Origin of the sequence: Cytobacillus sp. FSL R5-0377 (genome assembly GCF_038004385.1) — a bacterium.
Classification (GTDB): domain Bacteria; phylum Bacillota; class Bacilli; order Bacillales; family Cytobacillaceae; genus Cytobacillus.
This window is the reverse complement of sequence record NZ_JBBORA010000001.1, coordinates 769,984-789,754: the sequence shown is the minus strand read 5'-3', so window position 1 is coordinate 789,754 and position 19,771 is coordinate 769,984. Positions and strand designations below refer to the sequence as shown.

The 19,771-nt window shown below is 42.6% G+C and carries 17 protein-coding genes; 15 read left to right on the top strand and 2 right to left on the bottom strand.

Going from position 1 to position 19,771, the window contains the following annotated elements; genetic code table 11:
• Positions 1-39 precede the first annotated feature (39 nt).
• Together NSQ49_RS03845 and NSQ49_RS03840 are read right to left on the bottom strand one after the other, a co-directional pair.
• Positions 40-1,755: an Rqc2 family fibronectin-binding protein gene (locus tag NSQ49_RS03845; protein WP_341070392.1), complete on the bottom strand. Its 1,716-nt coding sequence runs from the start codon at positions 1,753-1,755 to the stop codon at positions 40-42.
• A gap of 129 nt (positions 1,756-1,884) precedes the next feature.
• On the bottom strand, positions 1,885-2,589 hold the full coding sequence (locus tag NSQ49_RS03840) for a hypothetical protein (protein ID WP_341070391.1): 705 nt from the start codon (positions 2,587-2,589) through the stop codon (positions 1,885-1,887).
• A 157-nt stretch (positions 2,590-2,746) separates the two neighbouring features.
• On the opposite strand from NSQ49_RS03840, the gene NSQ49_RS03835 reads away from it, so the two are divergent.
• The 15 genes from NSQ49_RS03835 to rpe all read left to right on the top strand — a co-directional run bounded on the left by NSQ49_RS03835 (position 2,747) and on the right by rpe (position 19,754).
• Complete coding sequence (locus tag NSQ49_RS03835; RefSeq protein WP_251282811.1) at positions 2,747-5,425, top strand: calcium-translocating P-type ATPase, SERCA-type; 2,679 nt, start codon at positions 2,747-2,749, stop codon at positions 5,423-5,425.
• A 177-nt stretch (positions 5,426-5,602) separates the two neighbouring features.
• Positions 5,603-6,475 carry a YicC/YloC family endoribonuclease gene (locus tag NSQ49_RS03830; protein WP_159862612.1) on the top strand — a complete coding sequence of 291 codons (873 nt, stop codon included), beginning with the start codon at positions 5,603-5,605 and terminating at the stop codon, positions 6,473-6,475.
• Between the two features lie 60 nt (positions 6,476-6,535).
• Positions 6,536-6,799: an extracellular matrix/biofilm regulator RemA gene (remA, locus tag NSQ49_RS03825; RefSeq protein ID WP_026585597.1), complete on the top strand. Its 264-nt coding sequence runs from the start codon at positions 6,536-6,538 to the stop codon at positions 6,797-6,799.
• 10 nt (positions 6,800-6,809) lie between these two features.
• Complete coding sequence (gene gmk / locus NSQ49_RS03820) at positions 6,810-7,424, top strand: guanylate kinase (protein WP_159862613.1); 615 nt, start codon at positions 6,810-6,812, stop codon at positions 7,422-7,424.
• 2 nt (positions 7,425-7,426) lie between these two features.
• Positions 7,427-7,648, top strand: a complete 222-nt coding sequence (gene rpoZ, locus NSQ49_RS03815) for a DNA-directed RNA polymerase subunit omega (RefSeq protein WP_048007924.1) — start codon at positions 7,427-7,429, stop codon at positions 7,646-7,648.
• Between the two features lie 196 nt (positions 7,649-7,844).
• The gene (coaBC, locus tag NSQ49_RS03810) at positions 7,845-9,053 is read left to right on the top strand and encodes a bifunctional phosphopantothenoylcysteine decarboxylase/phosphopantothenate--cysteine ligase CoaBC (protein ID WP_251282812.1); all 1,209 of its coding nucleotides are present in this window, start codon (positions 7,845-7,847) and stop codon (positions 9,051-9,053) included.
• Positions 9,050-11,464, top strand: coding sequence for a primosomal protein N' (priA, locus tag NSQ49_RS03805; protein ID WP_251282813.1), 2,415 nt, complete (start codon positions 9,050-9,052; stop codon positions 11,462-11,464). The genes coaBC and priA overlap by 4 nt, the downstream gene beginning before the upstream one ends.
• A 115-nt stretch (positions 11,465-11,579) precedes the next feature.
• Positions 11,580-12,065 (top strand): peptide deformylase, encoded by a 486-nt coding sequence (def, locus tag NSQ49_RS03800; RefSeq protein ID WP_159862616.1) that lies wholly within the window; start codon positions 11,580-11,582, stop codon positions 12,063-12,065.
• Complete coding sequence (fmt, locus tag NSQ49_RS03795; protein ID WP_159862617.1) at positions 12,062-13,012, top strand: methionyl-tRNA formyltransferase; 951 nt, start codon at positions 12,062-12,064, stop codon at positions 13,010-13,012. The genes def and fmt overlap by 4 nt, the downstream gene beginning before the upstream one ends.
• Positions 13,009-14,364 (top strand): 16S rRNA (cytosine(967)-C(5))-methyltransferase RsmB, encoded by a 1,356-nt coding sequence (rsmB, locus tag NSQ49_RS03790; protein ID WP_159862618.1) that lies wholly within the window; start codon positions 13,009-13,011, stop codon positions 14,362-14,364. The genes fmt and rsmB overlap by 4 nt, the downstream gene beginning before the upstream one ends.
• Complete coding sequence (gene rlmN / locus NSQ49_RS03785) at positions 14,365-15,447, top strand: 23S rRNA (adenine(2503)-C(2))-methyltransferase RlmN (protein WP_159862619.1); 1,083 nt, start codon at positions 14,365-14,367, stop codon at positions 15,445-15,447.
• 4 nt (positions 15,448-15,451) lie between these two features.
• Entirely contained in the window at positions 15,452-16,216 is a 765-nt protein-coding gene (locus NSQ49_RS03780; RefSeq protein ID WP_159862620.1) for a Stp1/IreP family PP2C-type Ser/Thr phosphatase, read from the top strand.
• Positions 16,209-18,203 (top strand): Stk1 family PASTA domain-containing Ser/Thr kinase, encoded by a 1,995-nt coding sequence (gene pknB, locus NSQ49_RS03775; protein WP_159862753.1) that lies wholly within the window; start codon positions 16,209-16,211, stop codon positions 18,201-18,203. The genes NSQ49_RS03780 and pknB overlap by 8 nt, the downstream gene beginning before the upstream one ends.
• A 15-nt stretch (positions 18,204-18,218) precedes the next feature.
• Complete coding sequence (gene rsgA, locus NSQ49_RS03770; RefSeq protein WP_159862621.1) at positions 18,219-19,100, top strand: ribosome small subunit-dependent GTPase A; 882 nt, start codon at positions 18,219-18,221, stop codon at positions 19,098-19,100.
• Between the two features lie 3 nt (positions 19,101-19,103).
• The gene (gene rpe, locus NSQ49_RS03765; protein ID WP_251282814.1) at positions 19,104-19,754 is read left to right on the top strand and encodes a ribulose-phosphate 3-epimerase; all 651 of its coding nucleotides are present in this window, start codon (positions 19,104-19,106) and stop codon (positions 19,752-19,754) included.
• The last annotated feature ends 17 nt before the right edge of the window (positions 19,755-19,771 follow it).

The window sequence follows — 19,771 nt, the reverse complement described above, 5'->3', positions numbered from 1 at the left end:
TGAAAAAAGCAAGCATCAGAGCTTGCTTTTTTCAATTATTTAAAGATTTTGTTTCAAAGACAACACCAGTTCTTCATCAGGGGTAACATAAACCGTCTGCTGATTGTCATATATGACAAATCCAGGTTTTCCTCCGCTTGGTTTCTTCACATGTCTGACTTGGGTGAAGTCAACAGGTACGGAACTGGAATTCCGTGCTTTGCTGAAGTAAGCTGCAAGTGATGCTGCTTCAAGAATTGTATTTTCTGCCGGTTCCTTGCTTCGGATCACCACATGTGAACCGGGGATATCTTTTGTATGCAGCCAGATTTCATCCCTTGCGGCTAATTTGTTCGTTAAGTAATCATTCTGTTTGTTGTTTTTACCCACTAGAATTTCCGTTCCGCCGCTGGAAATATAACGGTCAAGAACAGGCTTAAGATTCTGCTGTTTCTTATTTCCCCGTTTCTGCCTTTCACGAATATAACCGCCTTCAGTGAGTTCTTCTCTTATTTCGGCAATGTCTCTTGTTGATGCCGTTTCTACTTGCTGAAGGAGAGACTCAAAGTATGCCGCTTCTTCTTCTGCTTTTTTAATTTGCTCTTTAACTGCTATTACGGCATTTTTTGCTTTTTGGTATCTTGTAAAATACTTTTGTGCATTTTCTGAAGGTGTCTTCTGAGGATCTAAAGGAATCACAACTGAAGCTCCATTTTCATCGTAATAATTGATGACTTCCGCTTCTTTCATTCCCTTTTGAATCGCATAAATATTTGCTGTGATCAATTCCCCGTATAGTTGATGTTTATCGGCACTTTCAGCTTCATGAAGGGTTTTTTTCAATTTCTCAATTTTTTTCTCATTCTTTTCTTTCTCATTTACGATGAACCGTTCAAGATCATTGGATTGCTGTTTTACGCGGTCTCTTTCGGCTTTACCGAAATAAAATCTGTCCAGCATTTTACTCAGGGAACTGAATAGACTGCTTTGGCCTTTTATATGCTGGAGGGGAAATAGATAAAAGCTTTCTTTGTTTTCCCCTGCTGTAATGGCCGGCCTTATGCTATGGTCTTTAAGCAAATCAATAAAATACTGGAAGCTCTTAGGAAGAGTTGTCCTGTTAACAAGACCGGCATGGTGAATCACTTCTTTTGCAAAGAGCGGTGAGATTCCGGAGAAACCTGCCACAAGCTGTTTATCAACTTTCCCGCTGTTAAAATCAATTCTGCGCAGTAAAGCTTCTTCATCCGCTTCAAAAGGATTCATTTTGTCCTGAGACGGAGGGAGAATATACTCCTGTCCCGGCAAAATCGCACGATGGCTATTAACGGCAAAGGAAACATGTTTGATGCTGTCGAGAATGATGTTGCGGGATTTATCCACCAGCGTAATATTGCTGTGCCGGCCCATAATTTCAACAATCAGCTGTTTATAGGATGTATCGCCAATCTCATTCCTGCCTTTTACCTCAAACACCATAATACGGTCTAGCCCGTTTTGATGTACATCTTCAAGTATGTAGCCTTCCAGGTGCTTTCTTAAAAGCATGCAGAACATAGGAGGCTCTGAAGGGTTTTCATGTGATTCATTTGTAAGCTGGACTCTCGCATAGCTTGGATGGGCAGACAGCAAAAGCCTGTGATTTTTACCATTTGCCCTCACAACTAAAATGATTTCATTTTTATATGGCTGCTGAATCTTATTGATTCTCCCGCCCTTTATAGTATCTATAAGCTCTTTCGTCATAGCTCTTGTGAACAAACCATCAAATGACATATTGAAACACTCTCTTCTTTTTAAAATAACTAGATATACATTATTCTTTCATTTATTGAATTAAATCAAGTTTTAATGCTTACTTTTTGCAAGAGCTACCGTTTTTCTGAAGCTGTCTGCCTCCTATGCCTATGCCCCCTCGAGGTAACAAGGTGGGATGATGAAGGTCATGCAGACGTTGCCGCAGGACAAGGATAGCTGCGGCAGCGATACATCGCACGACCAAAAGCGGCAGCTATTGGTCGTGGCGTTTTTAGTCTGCATTCCTTCGTGGGCAAGGCGCTTCCGCTTTTCTAATAGGGCTAAAATTATGTCTTTGTACTTCGATAATTGTCTAGCTCCAGCGCCTACCCCTTCGAGGTCACAAGCCGGATCTTCCAAAAAGGCAAAGGACGCCTTTTCGGCAGCCCCGTCTTGTGCTTGTCGGGGGTGGGCAAGGCGCTTCCGCTTTTCTAATAGGGCTAAAATTATGTCTTTGTACTTCGATAATTGTCTAGCTCCAGCGCCTACCCCTTCGAGGTCACAAGCCGGATCTTCCAAAAAGGCAAAGGACGCCTTTTCGGCAGCCCCGTCTTGTGCTTGTCGGGGGTGGGCAAGGCGCTTCCGCTTTTCTAATAGGGCTAAAATTATGTCTTTGTACTTCGATAATTGTCTAGCTCCAGCGCCTACCCCTTCGAGGTCACAAGCCGGATCTTCCAAAAAGGCAAAGGACGCCTTTTCGGCAGCCCCGTCTTGTGCTTGTCGGGGGTGGGCAAGGCGCTTCCGCTTTTCTAATAATAATAGCATTTTTTTGGACAGGGATGAATATGCTTTCTTTAGAGTGAGATTGGACAACTCTGCCTTGATTTAGCAGAAAAGGATAGTCTGCCATTTGGCGGATTCTCTGAAAGTCTGGCTGTGAGTGCTTCCGGGATTTTTTCGGTTCTTAATCCCTGCACCGGAGGCTTTTATGGCTTTTCTCAAACCACAAAGGAGGAAGTGTGATGTCCGGATGAAGTTCCATGAAATGAACGAAAGGGAGGTTGAGCAAGCCTTAAATACAGACATTAAGGCAGGCTTAACTGAAGAAGATGTAAAAAAACGCCACAAGCAATATGGCTTAAATGAATTGAAAGAGGGAGAAAAGCAGTCTGCTTTGCTCTTATTTTTTAGTCAATTTAAGGATTTCATGGTTCTTGTTTTATTAGCTGCCACCTTGATTTCGGGGCTGCTTGGTGAATATATTGATGCGATTGCCATTATTGCAATTGTAATCATAAATGGGTTTCTGGGCTTTTTTCAGGAAAGGAAAGCAGAAAAGTCACTAAGTGCACTAAAAGAGTTATCTGCTCCACAGGTCCTTGCGCTTCGAGATGGGGAATGGAGGAAGATTCCCTCAAGAGAAGTAGCTGTTGGGGATCTGCTGAAATTTTCCACTGGTGACAGAGTGGGAGCTGATGTAAGAATAGTAGAATCCAATAGCCTTGAAATTGAGGAATCTGCCTTAACGGGAGAGTCACTGCCTGTTCAAAAGAGGACCGGCTCTCTGAAAACACCTAACCTTGCTATTGGCGATATGGAAAATATGGCATTTATGGGTACAATGGTGACCCGCGGCAACGGATTGGGTGTGGTTGTCGGAACAGGGATGAATACCGCTATGGGCCAAATTGCAGATTTGCTGCAAAATGCAGAAACCATGACAACACCGCTTCAGCGGAGGCTGGAACAGCTCGGTAAAATTCTCATTACGGCAGCGATTTTTCTAACCGTTCTCGTTGTTGCAGCAGGTGTAATGCAGGGACAGGAATTATATACAATGTTCCTTGCAGGTGTCTCATTGGCTGTTGCGGCAATTCCCGAAGGGCTGCCGGCCATTGTGACGGTGGCGCTCTCACTTGGTGTTCAAAGGATGATAAGGAAAAAGGCAATCGTACGGAAGCTGCCTGCCGTCGAAACACTTGGCTGTGCGTCTGTTATTTGTTCAGACAAAACCGGAACCATGACCCAGAATAAAATGACCGTCACCCATCTCTGGAGCGGAGGGAAAGAATGGAGAGTAGATGGTGTCGGGTATGAGCCGCAGGGGCAGTTTTATAGAAATGACAGCCAAATTGATCCGAAAAGTGATAAAGCGCTGCAGCAGATGCTTATGTTTGGCATGCTGTGCAACCATGCGGAAATACAGCAGAAAAATAGTGAGTTTGTGATTGATGGTGATCCGACTGAAGGTGCTCTCCTTGTAGCTGCCATGAAAGGCGGCTATAACAGGAGCAGTCTGCTAAATCAATTTCAGATTATTAATGAGTTTCCGTTTGACTCTGCCAGAAAAATGATGAGTGTTGTGGTGAAGGACCATAATGGCAGGCAATTCATTGTTACTAAAGGTGCTCCTGATGTCTTAGTCGGGAAAAGTGAAGCAGTTCTTTGGGAGGGAAGGCGGCAGATTCTTTCGAGGGAGCTTTCAGGTGAAATTCAGGCAGCCATAGAAGACCTGGCATCACAGGCATTAAGAACAATCGCGATAGGCTATAAAGAAATCCCGTCAAAAAATGTCATTCTGGATGAAAAAGAGGCGGAGAAGGGATTAACTTTTATCGGGCTCCAGGGGATGATTGACCCGCCGAGGCCGGAGGTTAAAGAAGCAGTAAAGGAATGCAGGGAAGCAGGAATCAAAACGATCATGATCACAGGAGATCATGTGATTACAGCACAAGCCATTGCAAAACAATTAGGTATTTTAACAGAAGGCTCCAAAGTACTTCAAGGCAAAGACCTGGCAGAGATGTCTGTAGAAAACCTTGAAGATGTAGTTGAGGATGTTGCTGTATTTGCCAGAGTATCGCCTGAACATAAATTGAAAATTGTCAAGGCTCTTCAAAATAGAGGTCATATCGTCGCCATGACAGGTGATGGTGTTAATGATGCGCCAGCAATTAAAGCAGCAGATATCGGCATTTCAATGGGCATCACAGGCACAGATGTTGCTAAAGAGGCATCTGCACTTGTATTGCTGGATGATAATTTTGCTACTATAAAAGCCGCGATAAAAGAAGGAAGAAATATCTACGAAAATATCCGCAAGTTTATCAGGTATTTGCTTGCATCAAATGTTGGTGAGATTCTGGTAATGCTGTTTGCTATGCTTCTAGCCCTTCCGCTGCCATTAGTTCCAATTCAGATTCTCTGGGTGAATCTTGTTACAGATGGACTTCCGGCAATGGCCCTGGGCCTTGATCAGCCCGAGGAGAATGTGATGAAAAGAAAGCCAAGGAGCCCTAAGGAAGGCGTCTTTTCAAGAGGGCTTGGCTGGAAAGTGGTTTCAAGAGGCTTTTTAATCGGACTTGTGACATTACTTGCGTTTATTTTTGCCTACCGGGCCAATCCGGATCATCTTGCGTATGCACAGACAGTGGCGTTTGCCACATTGGTAATGGCTCAGCTGATTCATGTATTTGATTGCCGAAGTGAAAAGTCTGTGTTCTCAAGAAATCCATTTGGCAATAAATATTTAGTCTGGGCAGTCATCTCTTCCCTGGCTTTAGTGCTGGTTGTCATATACTATCCTCCTCTTCAGCCAATATTTCACACAGTCCCTATAGAATTCCGCGACTGGTTTATGATTACAGGGCTCTCAGCCATTCCAACATTTTTACTGGCTGGCACATTTTTGGCAAGAAAAACAAAATAAAATATGTTATAATCCTTTAGGTAGTAGAGAAGATCTCTATTACCTTTCTTTTTTGCGCAAACATATAAATCTCCATCACTACTTGATTTTTATACATAAACTGCACAGGCACCATGCCGCTGACTGAAAGTAAGTGCTTTTTACGAGCTGTGCTTTTCCCAAAAGGAAGTGTGAAAAATGGCAGTAAGCATGACTGGTTATGGCAGAAGCAAGAAAGATTCCGGGCAATGCTCCATTACGGTTGAAATAAAAACTGTAAATCATCGCTTTTCCGAATTTCAGATAAGAATGCCCAGACAGCTGATGCATATTGAAGACAAAATAAAGAAAAAGCTTAACAGGCATATCAAAAGAGGGAGAATTGAGGTTTTTATCACTATTGACGGCGATGGCCTGGCCAGCCGAAAAGTAAATGTTGACTGGGAACTATTAGATGAATATTATCAATACATAACTGCAATTCAAGCAAAGTATCAAATTCAAACGGACCTCTCCATCGGGGATGTCATACGTGAAGAATTAATTGGGATTGAAGAAAAAGAGGCCGGCAATGAGGAATTGAGCCAGCTGGTCCTTTCTGCTGCTGAAGAGGCATGCCTGCAGTTAATGCAGATGAGGAAAGCAGAGGGAGATGAGCTGGAAAAAGATCTTCGCAGCCATCTAAGTCTTTTAAGCAATCGGGTCATCAAACTGAAAGAGTATGCACCAACCGTTGCAAAGCTTTACCAGGAAAGATTGCAGAGGCGCATGAAGGAATTTCTGGATGGTCAGGTGGATGAACCGAGAATTTTGACAGAGGTAGCGGTATTCGCTGATAAAGCTGATATCAGTGAAGAACTAATAAGACTGCAAAGCCACATAAGTCAATTTGAGCATACACTTCAGCTAACAGAACCAGCCGGAAGAAAGCTTGACTTTATTCTGCAGGAAATGAACCGTGAAGCGAATACAATCGGCTCCAAGGCAAATAGTGCAGAAATAGCTGCCGAAGTTGTTGAAATAAAGAGTTTATTGGAAAAAATGAAGGAACAGGTTCAAAATATTGAATAGCAGTTGTTTAGATTCCGTCTCTGCGGGTCAAACTAAATAACTGATGATTGGAGGACCCAAATGTCAATTAAACTGATCAATATCGGTTTTGGCAATATTGTATCAGCCAACCGGATTATATCAATAGTCAGTCCCGAATCTGCCCCGATTAAACGGATTATTCAGGACGCGCGGGACCGGGGCTCTTTAATAGATGCTACATATGGCAGGCGCACACGGGCTGTTATCGTTATGGACAGTGACCATGTTATTTTGTCTGCGGTCCAGCCGGAAACCGTCGCGCACCGATTAAATGACCGTGATGAAATTATTGAGGAAGGGTAGGATTTTATAAATGAAAGAAAAAGGGTTATTGATCGTTCTATCCGGACCCTCAGGTGTAGGAAAAGGAACAGTAAGAAAAGAAATATTTGCTCAGTCTGATACTGCTTTTGAATATTCTATTTCAATGACAACGAGATCCCCAAGAGAGGGAGAGGTCAATGGAGTTGATTATTTTTTCAAAACGCGTGAGGAGTTTGAAGAGCTCATCCGGCAGGATAAGCTGCTGGAATATGCGGAGTTTGTGGGGAACTACTATGGAACTCCAGTTGATTATGTAAGAGAAACACTTGACCGCGGAAAAGATGTTTTCCTTGAAATTGAAGTTCAGGGTGCCCGACAGGTACGCGAGAAATTTCCGGACGGCCTGTTCATTTTCCTGGTTCCCCCTAGTTTATCAGAGCTTAAGAACCGTATCGTGACGAGAGGGACAGAGACAGAAGATATTATCAACAATCGCATGAATGCAGCAAAAGAAGAGATTGAAATGATGAATTTATACGATTATGTTGTAGAGAATGATCAAATCGATCTGGCCTGTGAAAGAATAAAAGCCATTGTAGTAGCTGAACACTGCCGCAGGGAACGTGTAGAACCTAAATATAAAAAAATGCTGGAGGTAGAATAAATATGCTTTATCCATCTATTGATTCTCTAATGACAAAGATTGACTCCAAATATTCACTTGTTTCAGTTGCGGCCAAGCGTGCCCGCAAGCTTCAGCTTAATGCCAGACCTCAGCTTGAAAAATATAAATCACATAAAAATGTGGGCAAGGCACTTGAGGAAATACATGCAGACCAGCTTCATTACCGCCTGGGCGAAAAAACTGCCAATGAATCATACGAGTGAAATCGCTGAATAACAACCTTTCCAAAGGTTGTTATTTTTGTTTGAGGTTTTATTAGATGAAAATTCACTGCTCTTCTTGCATAATTGAACTATCATGAAAGGTAATTGCTATTAATGGCCAGGCTTTAAATAGAAATAGATAGCCAGGCTGTTTTTCATAGAGAAGAATTATTTTTTAGATTGGTGGGGTCATATAATGCTGACTGGAAAGAAAATATTATTATGTGTAACCGGTGGAATTGCTGTTTATAAAGCTGCAGCCTTAACGAGCAAGCTGACACAGGGCGGGGCACAGGTAAAAGTTATCCTAAGTGAATCGGCTGCTAAGTTTGTTGCACCATTAACTTTTCAGGCCCTTTCAAGACATGATGTTTACACCGACACTTTTGATGAAAAAGACTCGAAAGTAATTGCACACATCGACCTGGCTGATTGGGCCGATTTAATTCTTGTTGCTCCGGCTACAGCAAATGTTATCGGGAAGCTTGCCAATGGAATTGCAGATAATATGATTACAACCACTCTCTTGGCTGCAACATCACCTATCTGGATTGCACCTGCAATGAATGTGCATATGTACAGCCATCCTGCTGTCCAAAAAAATATTGAAACCCTATATTGCTTTGGCTGTAGATTCATAGAGCCTTCAGAAGGGTACCTTGCCTGCGGCTATGTTGGAAAAGGCAGACTTGAAGAGCCGGAAAAAATCACAGAAACAATTAGTGAATTTTTCAAGCCTGCCAGATTTAAGTTTACTGGCCGAAAAGTGGTCATAACTGCAGGCCCGACGAGGGAAAAAATCGATCCAGTCCGGTATATTACGAACCATTCTTCGGGGAAAATGGGCTATGCAATCGCGGAAGCTGCGGTCTCTGCAGGTGCTGAAGTTGTCTTAATATCCGGCCCGGTTTCAATCGATGCGCCTGCCGGCTTAACACTGATAAAGGTGGAATCAGCTGAAGAAATGTATCAGGCGGCAATAAATGAATTTGAAAATGCCGATATTGTCGTAAAGACCGCTGCCGTCTCAGATTATCGTCCAAAGAAGACCTCTGCGCATAAAATGAAGAAAAAGCCTGGGGATGAAGTTTTGGAGCTTGAAAGGACGAAGGATATATTGTTCGAGCTGGGACAAAGAAAGAGGAAGCAAATCCTGATAGGGTTTGCCGCTGAAACCGAACAGGTCGAAGAGTATGCAAAGAGCAAGTTAATGAAGAAAAATGCCGATATGATCGTTGCCAATAATGTAACTGCTGAAGGTGCAGGCTTTGGAACGGACACTAATATAGTTACCTTTTATAAAAAGGATGGGTCATCGGAAAAACTTCCGCTTATGTCCAAGAAGGATGTTGCCGAAAAAATTCTTGAAGAAGCTGCGAAGCTGCTAAAGGATGAGCAAGAATGAATATAGCTAGTGTTATTGTCGATGTTCCTGCCAAACAGACTGACCGGGCGTTTGATTATAAAATACCCTCTCATCTGATAGGTGTTATTCTCCCTGGCATGAGGGTGGTTGTTCCATTTGGGCCGAGAAAAATACAGGGGTTTGTTACAGGATTAAAGGAAGAGTCGGATTTTCATCAGTTAAAATCCATAGCAGAGCCGATGGATTTAAATCCAGTCCTCAACCAGGAGCTTTTGACTCTTGGGGAATGGCTGACAGAAAAAACATTATGCTATAAAGTGTCTGCCTTCCAGGCTATGCTGCCTGCAGCATTAAAGGCTAAATATGAAAAGAAACTTGTAATGTCCGAAAAGGCAGATCGAAAGCTTCTTCCGGAAAAAGTATGGGCAATCTTCCGGAATGCCGATGAAATTACCTGGGATGATGCTGTAAAAGGCGGAGCTTTATCACTTCTTCAAAAGGAAGCATCCAAAGGAAATATTGAAATTATCTATCAGGTTAAAGAACGGGTGAAAAAGAAAAAAACCAAGCAAGTGTTTGCTGCGGCTCCCTCTGAGGAGCTTGCTGATTACCTACAAAAGCTGCCAGGAAATGCAACTAAACAAAAGGAAGTGCTTGAGTATTTTCTTCAGGAAGAGGGAACGGTCGATCAGAAAGAGTTATTTTCCATGTTTGGCATCACCTCTTCTACAATAAAAGGTCTTATGCAAAAAGGGCTGATTGGCCGAAAGGACGTAGAAATTTACCGTAATCCTTTTGGAGACCGTAAATTCGAAAGAACCGATCCGCTCTCTTTGACCGATGAACAAAGAAAAGCCATTATCCCTATCCTTAATTCTATTGAATACAATCGTCATGAAACCTTTTTACTTTATGGGGTAACAGGGAGCGGAAAAACGGAGGTTTATCTGCAATCCATCCAGCGGGTGCTGGAGGAAGGCAAAGAAGCCATTGTCCTTGTTCCTGAAATCTCTTTAACTCCACAGATGGTTAAACGTTTTAAAGGAAGGTTTGGCGATCAGGTGGCTGTTATGCACAGCGGTCTTTCAGCAGGAGAAAAGTATGATGAATGGAGAAAAATACAGCGGAAGGAAGTCAAGGTTGTTGTCGGAGCCCGTTCGGCAATCTTTGCACCTTTTGAAAACCTTGGAATCATTATAATTGATGAAGAACACGAAACCAGCTATAAACAGGAAGAAAACCCAAGATACCATGCAAGGGACGTCGCCATCCAAAGAGCGGGAAATCACAAATGTCCTGTGGTGCTCGGCAGTGCAACTCCCTCATTGGAATCTTTTGCACGGGCACAAAAAGGAGTTTACCATCTCCTCACTCTCGAAAAAAGAATGAACAATCAGGCTCTCCCTTCTGTTGATATTATTGATATGAGGGAAGAGCTGCGCGAAGGAAACCGGTCAATGTTCTCAAGGAAGCTCCTTGAAAAAGTAAAAGACCGCCTGGAAAAAAAAGAACAGATCGTATTATTTCTAAATAAAAGAGGTCACTCATCATTTGTTATGTGCAGGGACTGCGGTTATGTCCTTAATTGCCCGCATTGTGATATATCTTTGACGTATCATCGTTATAGCCAGCAGATGAAATGTCATTACTGCGGCCATGAGGCAGCGGTTCCAAATACATGCCCGGAATGTGAAAGTGAGCATATCCGTTATTTTGGGACGGGTACTCAGAAAGTGGAAGAGGAATTGACAAAGATTCTTCCCGAAGCGAAGGTAATCCGGATGGATGTTGACACAACCAGCCGGAAGGGTGCACATGAAAAACTCCTCGATCAATTTCAGGAAGGGCATGCAGATATTCTCCTTGGGACTCAGATGATTGCAAAAGGCCTTGATTTTCCCAATATTACGTTAGTAGGTGTCCTATCGGCAGATACCATGCTGCACCTGCCTGATTTCCGCTCTTCAGAAAAAACCTTTCAGCTGCTGACACAGGTAAGCGGACGGGCCGGGAGGCACCAATTGGAGGGTGAGGTAATCATTCAGACCTATACTCCTGAACATTATAGTATAGAGCTGGCTGGGGATCAGGATTACAATAAATTCTATGATAGAGAAATGATGGTCCGCAAAATCCATAGATATCCTCCTTTCTTCTATATTTCCCTTGTCACTGTCAGTCATGAGGAATTAATGAAGGCTGTTTCGGTAACCGAGAAGATCACGCAGTACATTCAGTCAAAATTATCTGCAGAGAGCATAGTTCTTGGTCCGGTTGCTTCCCCGATACCGCGGATCAATGATAGATATCGGTATCAATGTCTGATAAAATACAAGCGGGAGCCGGAACTTGGCCAAATATTGAAGAAAATCCTGGATAATTACCAGCAGGAAATTTCTTCAGGGGGCCTAACCGTTTCTATTGATCTGAATCCATATATTTTAATGTAGTACCAAAAGATTCATCTTTTAGAAGAAATCCCCCAAGTCCCTTACGGGGCTTCTGCTTTTTTGGTTATATATAAACCCACATTGGTTGAAAATAGATAAAAATGGAGGAAATGTTTTGGCGGTAAAAAAAATTGTTACTTATCCGGCTGAAATTCTGGAGGCTGAGTGCGAACCAGTTAAAGTGTTTGATAAGAAGCTTGGCAAATTATTAAATGATATGTATGATACGATGCTTGAATTCGATGGTGTCGGTCTCGCTGCTCCGCAAATTGGGCAAAAGCAGCAAATTGCCATTGTTGATATAGATGATGAGTTTGGAACAATTGAAATGATCAATCCGGTAATCCTTGAAATAGATGGCGAGCAGACAGGCCCTGAGGGGTGCTTGAGTTTTCCGGGATTGTATGGTGAAGTAGCAAGGCCAATCTATGTCAAAATAAAGGCACAGGACCGAAAAGGGAAATATTATACCCTTGAGGCTGAAGGTTTCCTGGCAAGAGCGATTCTACATGAAATTGATCATTTGCATGGAGTACTATTTACCTCAAAAGTATCAAGATACTTGACCGAAGAAGAGTTGGAAGGATTGGAAGCTGAATGACAAAAATAGTTTTTATGGGCACACCGGATTTTTCAGTGCCGGTATTAAAGCAAGTAATAGAGGACGGATATGAAGTAATCGGGGTGGTTACACAGCCTGACAGACCAGTTGGAAGAAGAAAGGTCCTTACTCCCCCGCCTGTAAAAGTTGAAGCTGAAAAACAGGGGATCCCTGTATATCAGCCCGAAAAAATCCGCCAGCCGGAAGAGCTGGAGAAAGTTCTGGCTCTTAAGCCTGACCTGATCGTCACAGCTGCGTTTGGACAAATTTTGCCGAAAGATCTCTTGGAAGCGCCTAAGTTTGGCTGTATAAATGTACATGCATCATTGCTTCCGGAATTGCGGGGCGGTGCACCTATTCATTACGCCATTCTTCAGGGGAAAGAAAAAACTGGAATCACGATTATGTATATGGCCGAAAAGCTGGATGCCGGGGATATTTTAACACAAGTTGAGGTGCCGATTACAGAAACAGATACAGTCGGCACTCTTCACGATAAACTCAGCGAGGCGGGATCCAAACTTTTATCAGATACCCTGCCAAAGCTTCTGAATGGTGAATTGAATCCCATCAGGCAAAATGAAGAAGAAGCTACTTTTGCATATAACATCAAAAGAGAACAGGAAAAAATCGACTGGAGCAATACCGGCGAAGAAATTTATAACCACATAAGAGGGTTAAACCCATGGCCGGTTGCTTATACAACATTTGAAGGCAAAGTAATTAAAATCTGGAATTCAAAGAAGATCAGACATGCTGAAAACCATGACCCGGGAACAATCATCAGGCTTGAAGAAGACGGAATCGTTGTGGCAGCAGGGAATGAAACAGCGGTTAAAATTACTGAACTACAGCCATCAGGTAAGAAAAAGATGCCAGCAGAACAATTTTTAAGAGGTGCAGGGTCCAATCTTACAGACGGCAGCCGTTTTGGAGACACCGAATGAAAAAACTAAAGACGAAAAATGTAAGAGAAACTGCATTAGAGCTTCTCGAGGCCATTGAAAAAAACCAGTCTTACAGCAATCTTTTATTGAATAACGCTATCAAAAAGAATGAAATAGAACAGAAGGACATTGGGCTTCTTACCGAACTGACATATGGTACTCTCCAGCGCCGGATGACACTCGATTTTTACCTGAAGCCCTTTTTGGCAGGCAATAAAAAAGTCGAAAGCTGGGTCAATCAGCTCTTAAGGCTAACTCTGTATCAGATGGTTTATCTGGACAAAATTCCTGACCGCGCAGCCATTTTTGAAGCAGTAGAAATAGCAAAACGAAGAGGGCATAAAGGAATTTCCGGCATGGTCAACGGTGTGTTAAGAAATATTCAGAGGAAGGGGCTTCCGGATCTCGAACAAATTGAAGACAGTGTGGAGCGTCTCTCAATTGAAACGAGTCATCCCGAATGGCTAGTTAAAAGATGGGTCGATCAGCTTGGATTTGAAGAAGCAAAGAAAATGTGTGAAATAAACTTAACAGCCCCTCTGCAGACGGCAAGGGTAAATGAGGTAAAGACTTCCAGGGAGGAGTGCCTGTCACTTCTGGAGGAAGAAGGTTATAAAGTCGAACCAAGCCCATTTATACCAGTTGCCATAAAATGTTTAAGAGGCAACCTGGCCAATTCCCGTGTATTCAAAGATGGGCTGATTACCATTCAGGATGAAAGCTCCATGCTTGCTGCTTATGCCCTTGGAGGAAATCAAGATGAAAGAATCCTGGATACATGTGCAGCACCAGGAGGAAAAACCACACATATAGCAGAAAAACTGCAAAATACCGGACAGGTTATATCACTGGACCTTCACGAGCATAAGGTAAGGCTGATCAATGATAATGCTGATAGGCTGGGACTTTCAAATATTAGGACAAATGCCCTTGACAGCAGAAAAGTCCAGGAGCATTATGAAAAAGAATCTTTTGACCGTATTTTAGTGGATGCTCCTTGTTCAGGACTTGGAGTCATGAGAAGAAAGCCTGATATGAAATACACGAAAAAAGAAGAAGATTTATATCATCTCCATAAGATTCAGAGAGATCTATTGGATGCCGTTTCACCTTTAGTGAAAAAAGGTGGTATTCTTGTATATAGTACGTGTACAGTGGACAAAGAAGAAAATCAGCATGTTGTTCACGCGTTTTTAAAGGACAATGCGGAATTTGAGGGAGATCCATCTGTTCAGGAGCGGATGCCTAATGCGATTACTCCATTAATAAATGGATTTGAAATGCAGATTTTACCGCAGGATATTGGTTCGGACGGGTTTTATATTGCCTGTCTGAGAAAGAAGGTGCAATAAATGGAACAAAATACAGCAGAGAAAATGACAGCAGAACAAAAAACATCCATTTATACTTTACAGCTCCATGAGCTGAAGGAATGGCTTAAAGAAAATAATGAGAAAGCCTTCAGGGCTGAGCAAATATTTGATTGGCTTTATACAAAGAGAGTCACATCATTTGAGGATATGACAAATCTGTCAAAAGGGCTGCGGGATACCTTATCAGCAAATTTTTCGCTGACAACCCTTAAAACGATCATCCAGCAGGAGTCAGCTGATGGGACGATTAAGTTTTTATTTGAACTTCATGACGGCTATTCGATTGAAACTGTACTGATGAGACATGACTACGGGAATTCAGTATGTGTTACCACTCAGGTGGGCTGCCGGATCGGATGCACATTCTGTGCTTCCACATTAGGCGGTTTAAAACGTAATCTTGAAGCAGGAGAAATTGTTGCTCAAGTCGTAAAAGTACAACAGGCACTTGATGAGACAGATGAACGGGTCAGTTCAGTTGTTATTATGGGAATTGGTGAGCCATTTGATAATTATGACAGCATGCTCTCATTCCTTAAAATTATCAACCATGATAAAGGACTGAACATCGGCGCACGCCATATCACTGTATCGACAAGCGGAATCATTCCAAAAATCTATAAATTTGCAGATGAAAATATGCAGATTAATTTCGCGATTTCCTTACATGCTCCAAACACCGAAATCAGAAGCCGCCTTATGCCAATAAATAGAGCATATAAGCTGCCGGACCTTATGGATTCAATCAGGTATTATATTAATAAGACAGGCAGGCGTGTAAGCTTCGAATATGGCTTATTTGGAGGGGTAAATGATCAGGTGGAACATGCAGAAGAGCTTGCTAAGTTAATAAAAAATGTTAAGTGCCATGTTAACCTGATTCCAGTAAACTATGTGCCGGAGCGGGATTATGTAAGAACACCCAAGGATCAGATTTTTGCATTTGAAAAGACACTCAAGAATCACGGCATTAATGTAACCATTCGCAGGGAGCACGGTCATGATATAGATGCAGCATGCGGACAACTTCGTGCAAAGGAGCGAAAAGAGGAGACGAGGTGACAGAATGAAAGCTGTTTTTATGACAGATAGAGGCAAAGTCAGGCAGCATAATGAAGATAATGGCGGCATCTATATTAACAGCGGGGGACAGCGCCTTGCCATCGTAGCAGATGGCATGGGCGGCCACCGTGCTGGTGATGTGGCAAGCGAAATGACTTTAACGAGTTTAAAAGGATTCTGGGATCAAACAGATTACTTTCAGACGGCCGATGAGGCTGAAGGGTGGCTGCAGAAGCATATTGCAGAGGTCAACACCATTCTGTATGAACATTCGAAAGTGAATGAACAGTGCGAGGGTATGGGGACTACTGTTGTTGCTGCGATTTGTACCGACCGTTTTGCGACTATTGCAAATATCGGAGACAGCAGATGTTATATTTTAAATGAATCAGGTTTTCAGCAGCTGACGGAAGATCATTCCCTGGTGAATGAACTTGTAAGGTCAGGGCAGATTACAAAGGAAGATGCCGAGCATCACCCAAGAAAAAACGTTCTGCTGAGAGCATTGGGAACTGAAGCAGCTGTTGAGATGGATATTAAAACCATTACATTCGAAGAAGGCGACTTATTATTATTATGCTCTGACGGATTATCTAACAAGGTGGCTGTGCCTGATATGAGTGAAATTCTCAATAGCGGAGGTACACTGGAAGAAAAAGCCTCAGTGCTGATAGAAAAAGCCAATGATAATGGCGGAGAAGATAATATTACGCTCGTGATTGCTGAGTATTATGAAAGCAATGAGAGCGGGATGATAAATGATGATTAAGGGAAAAAGATTAAGCGGCCGCTATAAGATTATTGAAATGATTGGCGGAGGAGGCATGGCAAATGTCTATCTGGCCCATGATATGATTCTTGATCGTGATGTAGCCGTGAAAGTGCTTCGGATGGACTTTGCCGAAGATGAAGAATTTATCCGCCGTTTTCATCGTGAAGCCCAGTCTGCTACCAGCCTAGCCCACCCGAATATCGTCAATATCTATGATGTTGGCGAGGAGGATACAATCTATTATATTGTGATGGAATATGTAGATGGACAAACGTTAAAGCAATACATACAGCAAAACAGCCCTATTCCCATAGATGATGCTTTGGAAATTTTGAAACAGCTGACCTCAGCCATCTCTCATGCACATCAGAACCATATCATCCATAGGGATATTAAACCGCATAATATTTTGATAGACAGGCATGGTAATGTTAAGATTACTGACTTTGGAATTGCAATGGCTTTAAGTGCAACCAGCATAACCCAGACCAATTCGGTGTTAGGCTCTGTTCATTATCTTTCTCCTGAACAGGCAAGAGGGGGAATGGCCAATAGAAAGTCTGATATCTATTCCCTTGGCATTGTTATGTTTGAGCTGCTGACAGGCAGACTTCCTTTCTCAGGTGAATCTGCTGTATCAATAGCACTTAAACATCTGCAGTCGGAGACGCCTTCGCTTAAGAGATGGAATCCCTCCATTCCGCAAAGTGTTGAAAATATCGTTTTAAAAGCAACCGCCAAAGATCCTTTTCACAGGTATGATTCTGTTGAAGAAATGGAAGAAGATATCAGAACAGCTCTAGAGCCCGAAAGGCTGCATGAAAAGAAATTTATAGTGCCGATTGACGATGATGCAACCAAAGCTATCCCTGTTATTACAGATGACGGCTCATTTCAGAGTATGGACGAAACCCTTGTGCATGCAAAGGATCCAAAGGGTGACACGCAGCCTGCAGCAAAACCTCTCCCTGAAAAGAATAAGAAGGAGAAAAAGAAGAAAAAAAAGAAAAAGAAATGGCCAATCATACTTGTATCAGTCTTTATGTTTTTGATTGTGACAGCAATCCTGGCTATAACCGTTTTCCCTGATCTTTTGGAGCCAAAGGATGTTCAGGTTCCGGATGTGTCCGGCAAAGAGGTGGAAGATGCAGTGGCAGAGCTAATTGCCGCAGGATTTACGGTTAGGGATACAAAGCCGATCAGTGACCCTGATGTTGAAGAAGGCCTGGTTGTTAAAACAGATCCAAAAGCAGGCAGGACTGTCAAAGAGGGAACTGCCATTGATATCTATGAAAGCTCAGGCAAGGAAAAATTTGAATTAGCAGATTACCAGGGAAGGCAATTTGATGATGTTGTCCGCCTTCTTGAAAGCAAAAATTTTAAAAGTATTGAAAAAAACGAAGAAACTAATGATAGTGAGCCGGCCGGGACCATCTTGGATCAAAACCTATCAGAAGGTGATCTCGTCGTTCCGGAGGATACGGAATTGATTTTCACTGTCAGCAAAGGCCCAGCGCCGATTGCATTAAAAGATTTACGCGGCTATAACGAAAAAGGTCTGCAGGAGTACGAAGAATCTTCCGGATTGAAAGTTGATTATGGGGAAGAAGAGTATCATGAGGAAGTCCCTGAAGGGCTTGTTATCAAACAGGATCCGGCTCCAGGAACTAATCTGACGAGGGGACAGAAGGTGACAGTGGTTCTTTCGAAGGGAAAAAAAGAGCTCCTTCCTAAGACTGAAAATATTGAGATCAGTGTTCCATATGAGCCTGCCTCCGAAGGTGAGCCAAACGAAGTTCAGATTATCATTAAAGATATGAATAATACAGGTTCTGAACCCATGCATACAGAGCTGATATATGAAGATGTGGTAATACCAATCGATCTGACAATAGCCCCTGGACAGAATGCCTCCTATAAGGTTCTGCGGGATGGCCAGGTTTTTGAGGAAAAGGAAATACCTTATCCGGATGAAGAATCATAAGCAAGGAGTGTTGCTATGCCTGAGGGCAAAATCATTAAAGCCTTAGCCGGGTTTTATTATGTATTAAGCGGCAATGAAGTCATTCAGTGCCGCGGACGCGGAGTTTTTAGGAAAAATAAAGTTACACCGCTTGTCGGTGATGAAGTTGTATTTCAGGCTGAAAGTAATACAGAAGGATACATCTTAGAAGTAAAGGAACGGAAAAATGAGCTGATTCGTCCGCCGATTGCCAATGTTGATCAGGCCATTCTAGTATTCTCAGCTGTTGAACCGGGCTTTAGCACTTCTCTTTTAGATCGTTTCCTGGTTCTGGTTGAATTTAATCATATTAAGCCGCTCATCTGCATTACTAAAATTGACCTGGCGGACGAGGATGAGTATAGGGAAATTCAGCAATATGCAGCGGATTACCGCAAAGCAGGCTATGATGTCTTGCTGACCTCCTCTGAAACAGAAGAAGGCGTTAAAGATCTTATGCCCTATCTGGAAGGTGAGATATCTGTTTTTGCCGGACAGTCAGGGGTAGGGAAATCTTCTTTGTTAAATGTTTTAAGACCGGACCTGGAGCTGAAAACAAATGATATTTCTTCACATTTGGGCCGGGGGAAGCATACGACCAGACATGTAGAGCTGATCGAGGTTGGAAAAGGGCTTGTTGCTGATACACCGGGTTTCAGCTCACTTGAATTCACAGATATTGAACTGGAGGATCTCAATTATTGCTTTCCGGAAATACAGGAAAAAAGCGAACTTTGCAAATTTAGAGGATGCCTGCACATGGCTGAGCCTAAATGTGCTGTAAAGGCCGACTGTGAAAAAGGTGAAATACCAGCCTACAGGTATGAACATTATAAAACCTTTCTGCAGGAAATCAAAGATAGAAAGCCGAGGTATTAATTTATGATAAAAATAGCACCTTCTATTTTATCGGCAGACTTTTCTAAATTGGGAGAAGAGATTAAAGATGTTGAACGCGGCGGCGCCGATTATATTCATGTGGATGTAATGGACGGCCATTTTGTGCCGAATATCACAATCGGTCCATTAATAGTTGATGCCATCCGTCCTGTTACCAAGCTGCCCCTTGACGTTCATTTGATGATAGAAGATCCGGATAGCTATATTGAAGCATTTGCTAATGCGGGGGCAGATTACATCACTGTTCATGCAGAAGCATGCAAGCACCTTCACAGAACGGTTCATTTTATTAAATCCTTAGGTGTCAAGGCAGGAGTGGTTCTAAATCCAGCTACACCAGTTAATATGTTAGAGCATGTTATCGAAGATATTGATATGGTATTGCTTATGACTGTTAATCCCGGTTTTGGAGGGCAAAAATTCATTCCAGCTGTTCTTCCGAAGATTTCAGCCGTTAAGGAATTGGCTGACTCAAAAGGTCTAAACATCGAAATTGAAGTGGACGGCGGAGTTAATGAAGAAACAGCCCAATTGTGTATTGAAGCTGGAGCGAACGTGCTGGTTGCTGGGTCAGCAATTTATAATCAAAAAGACAGAGCTGCGGCGATTGCTGCTTTAAAGGGTTCGCATTAATAAAAGCCAGCTGGAAT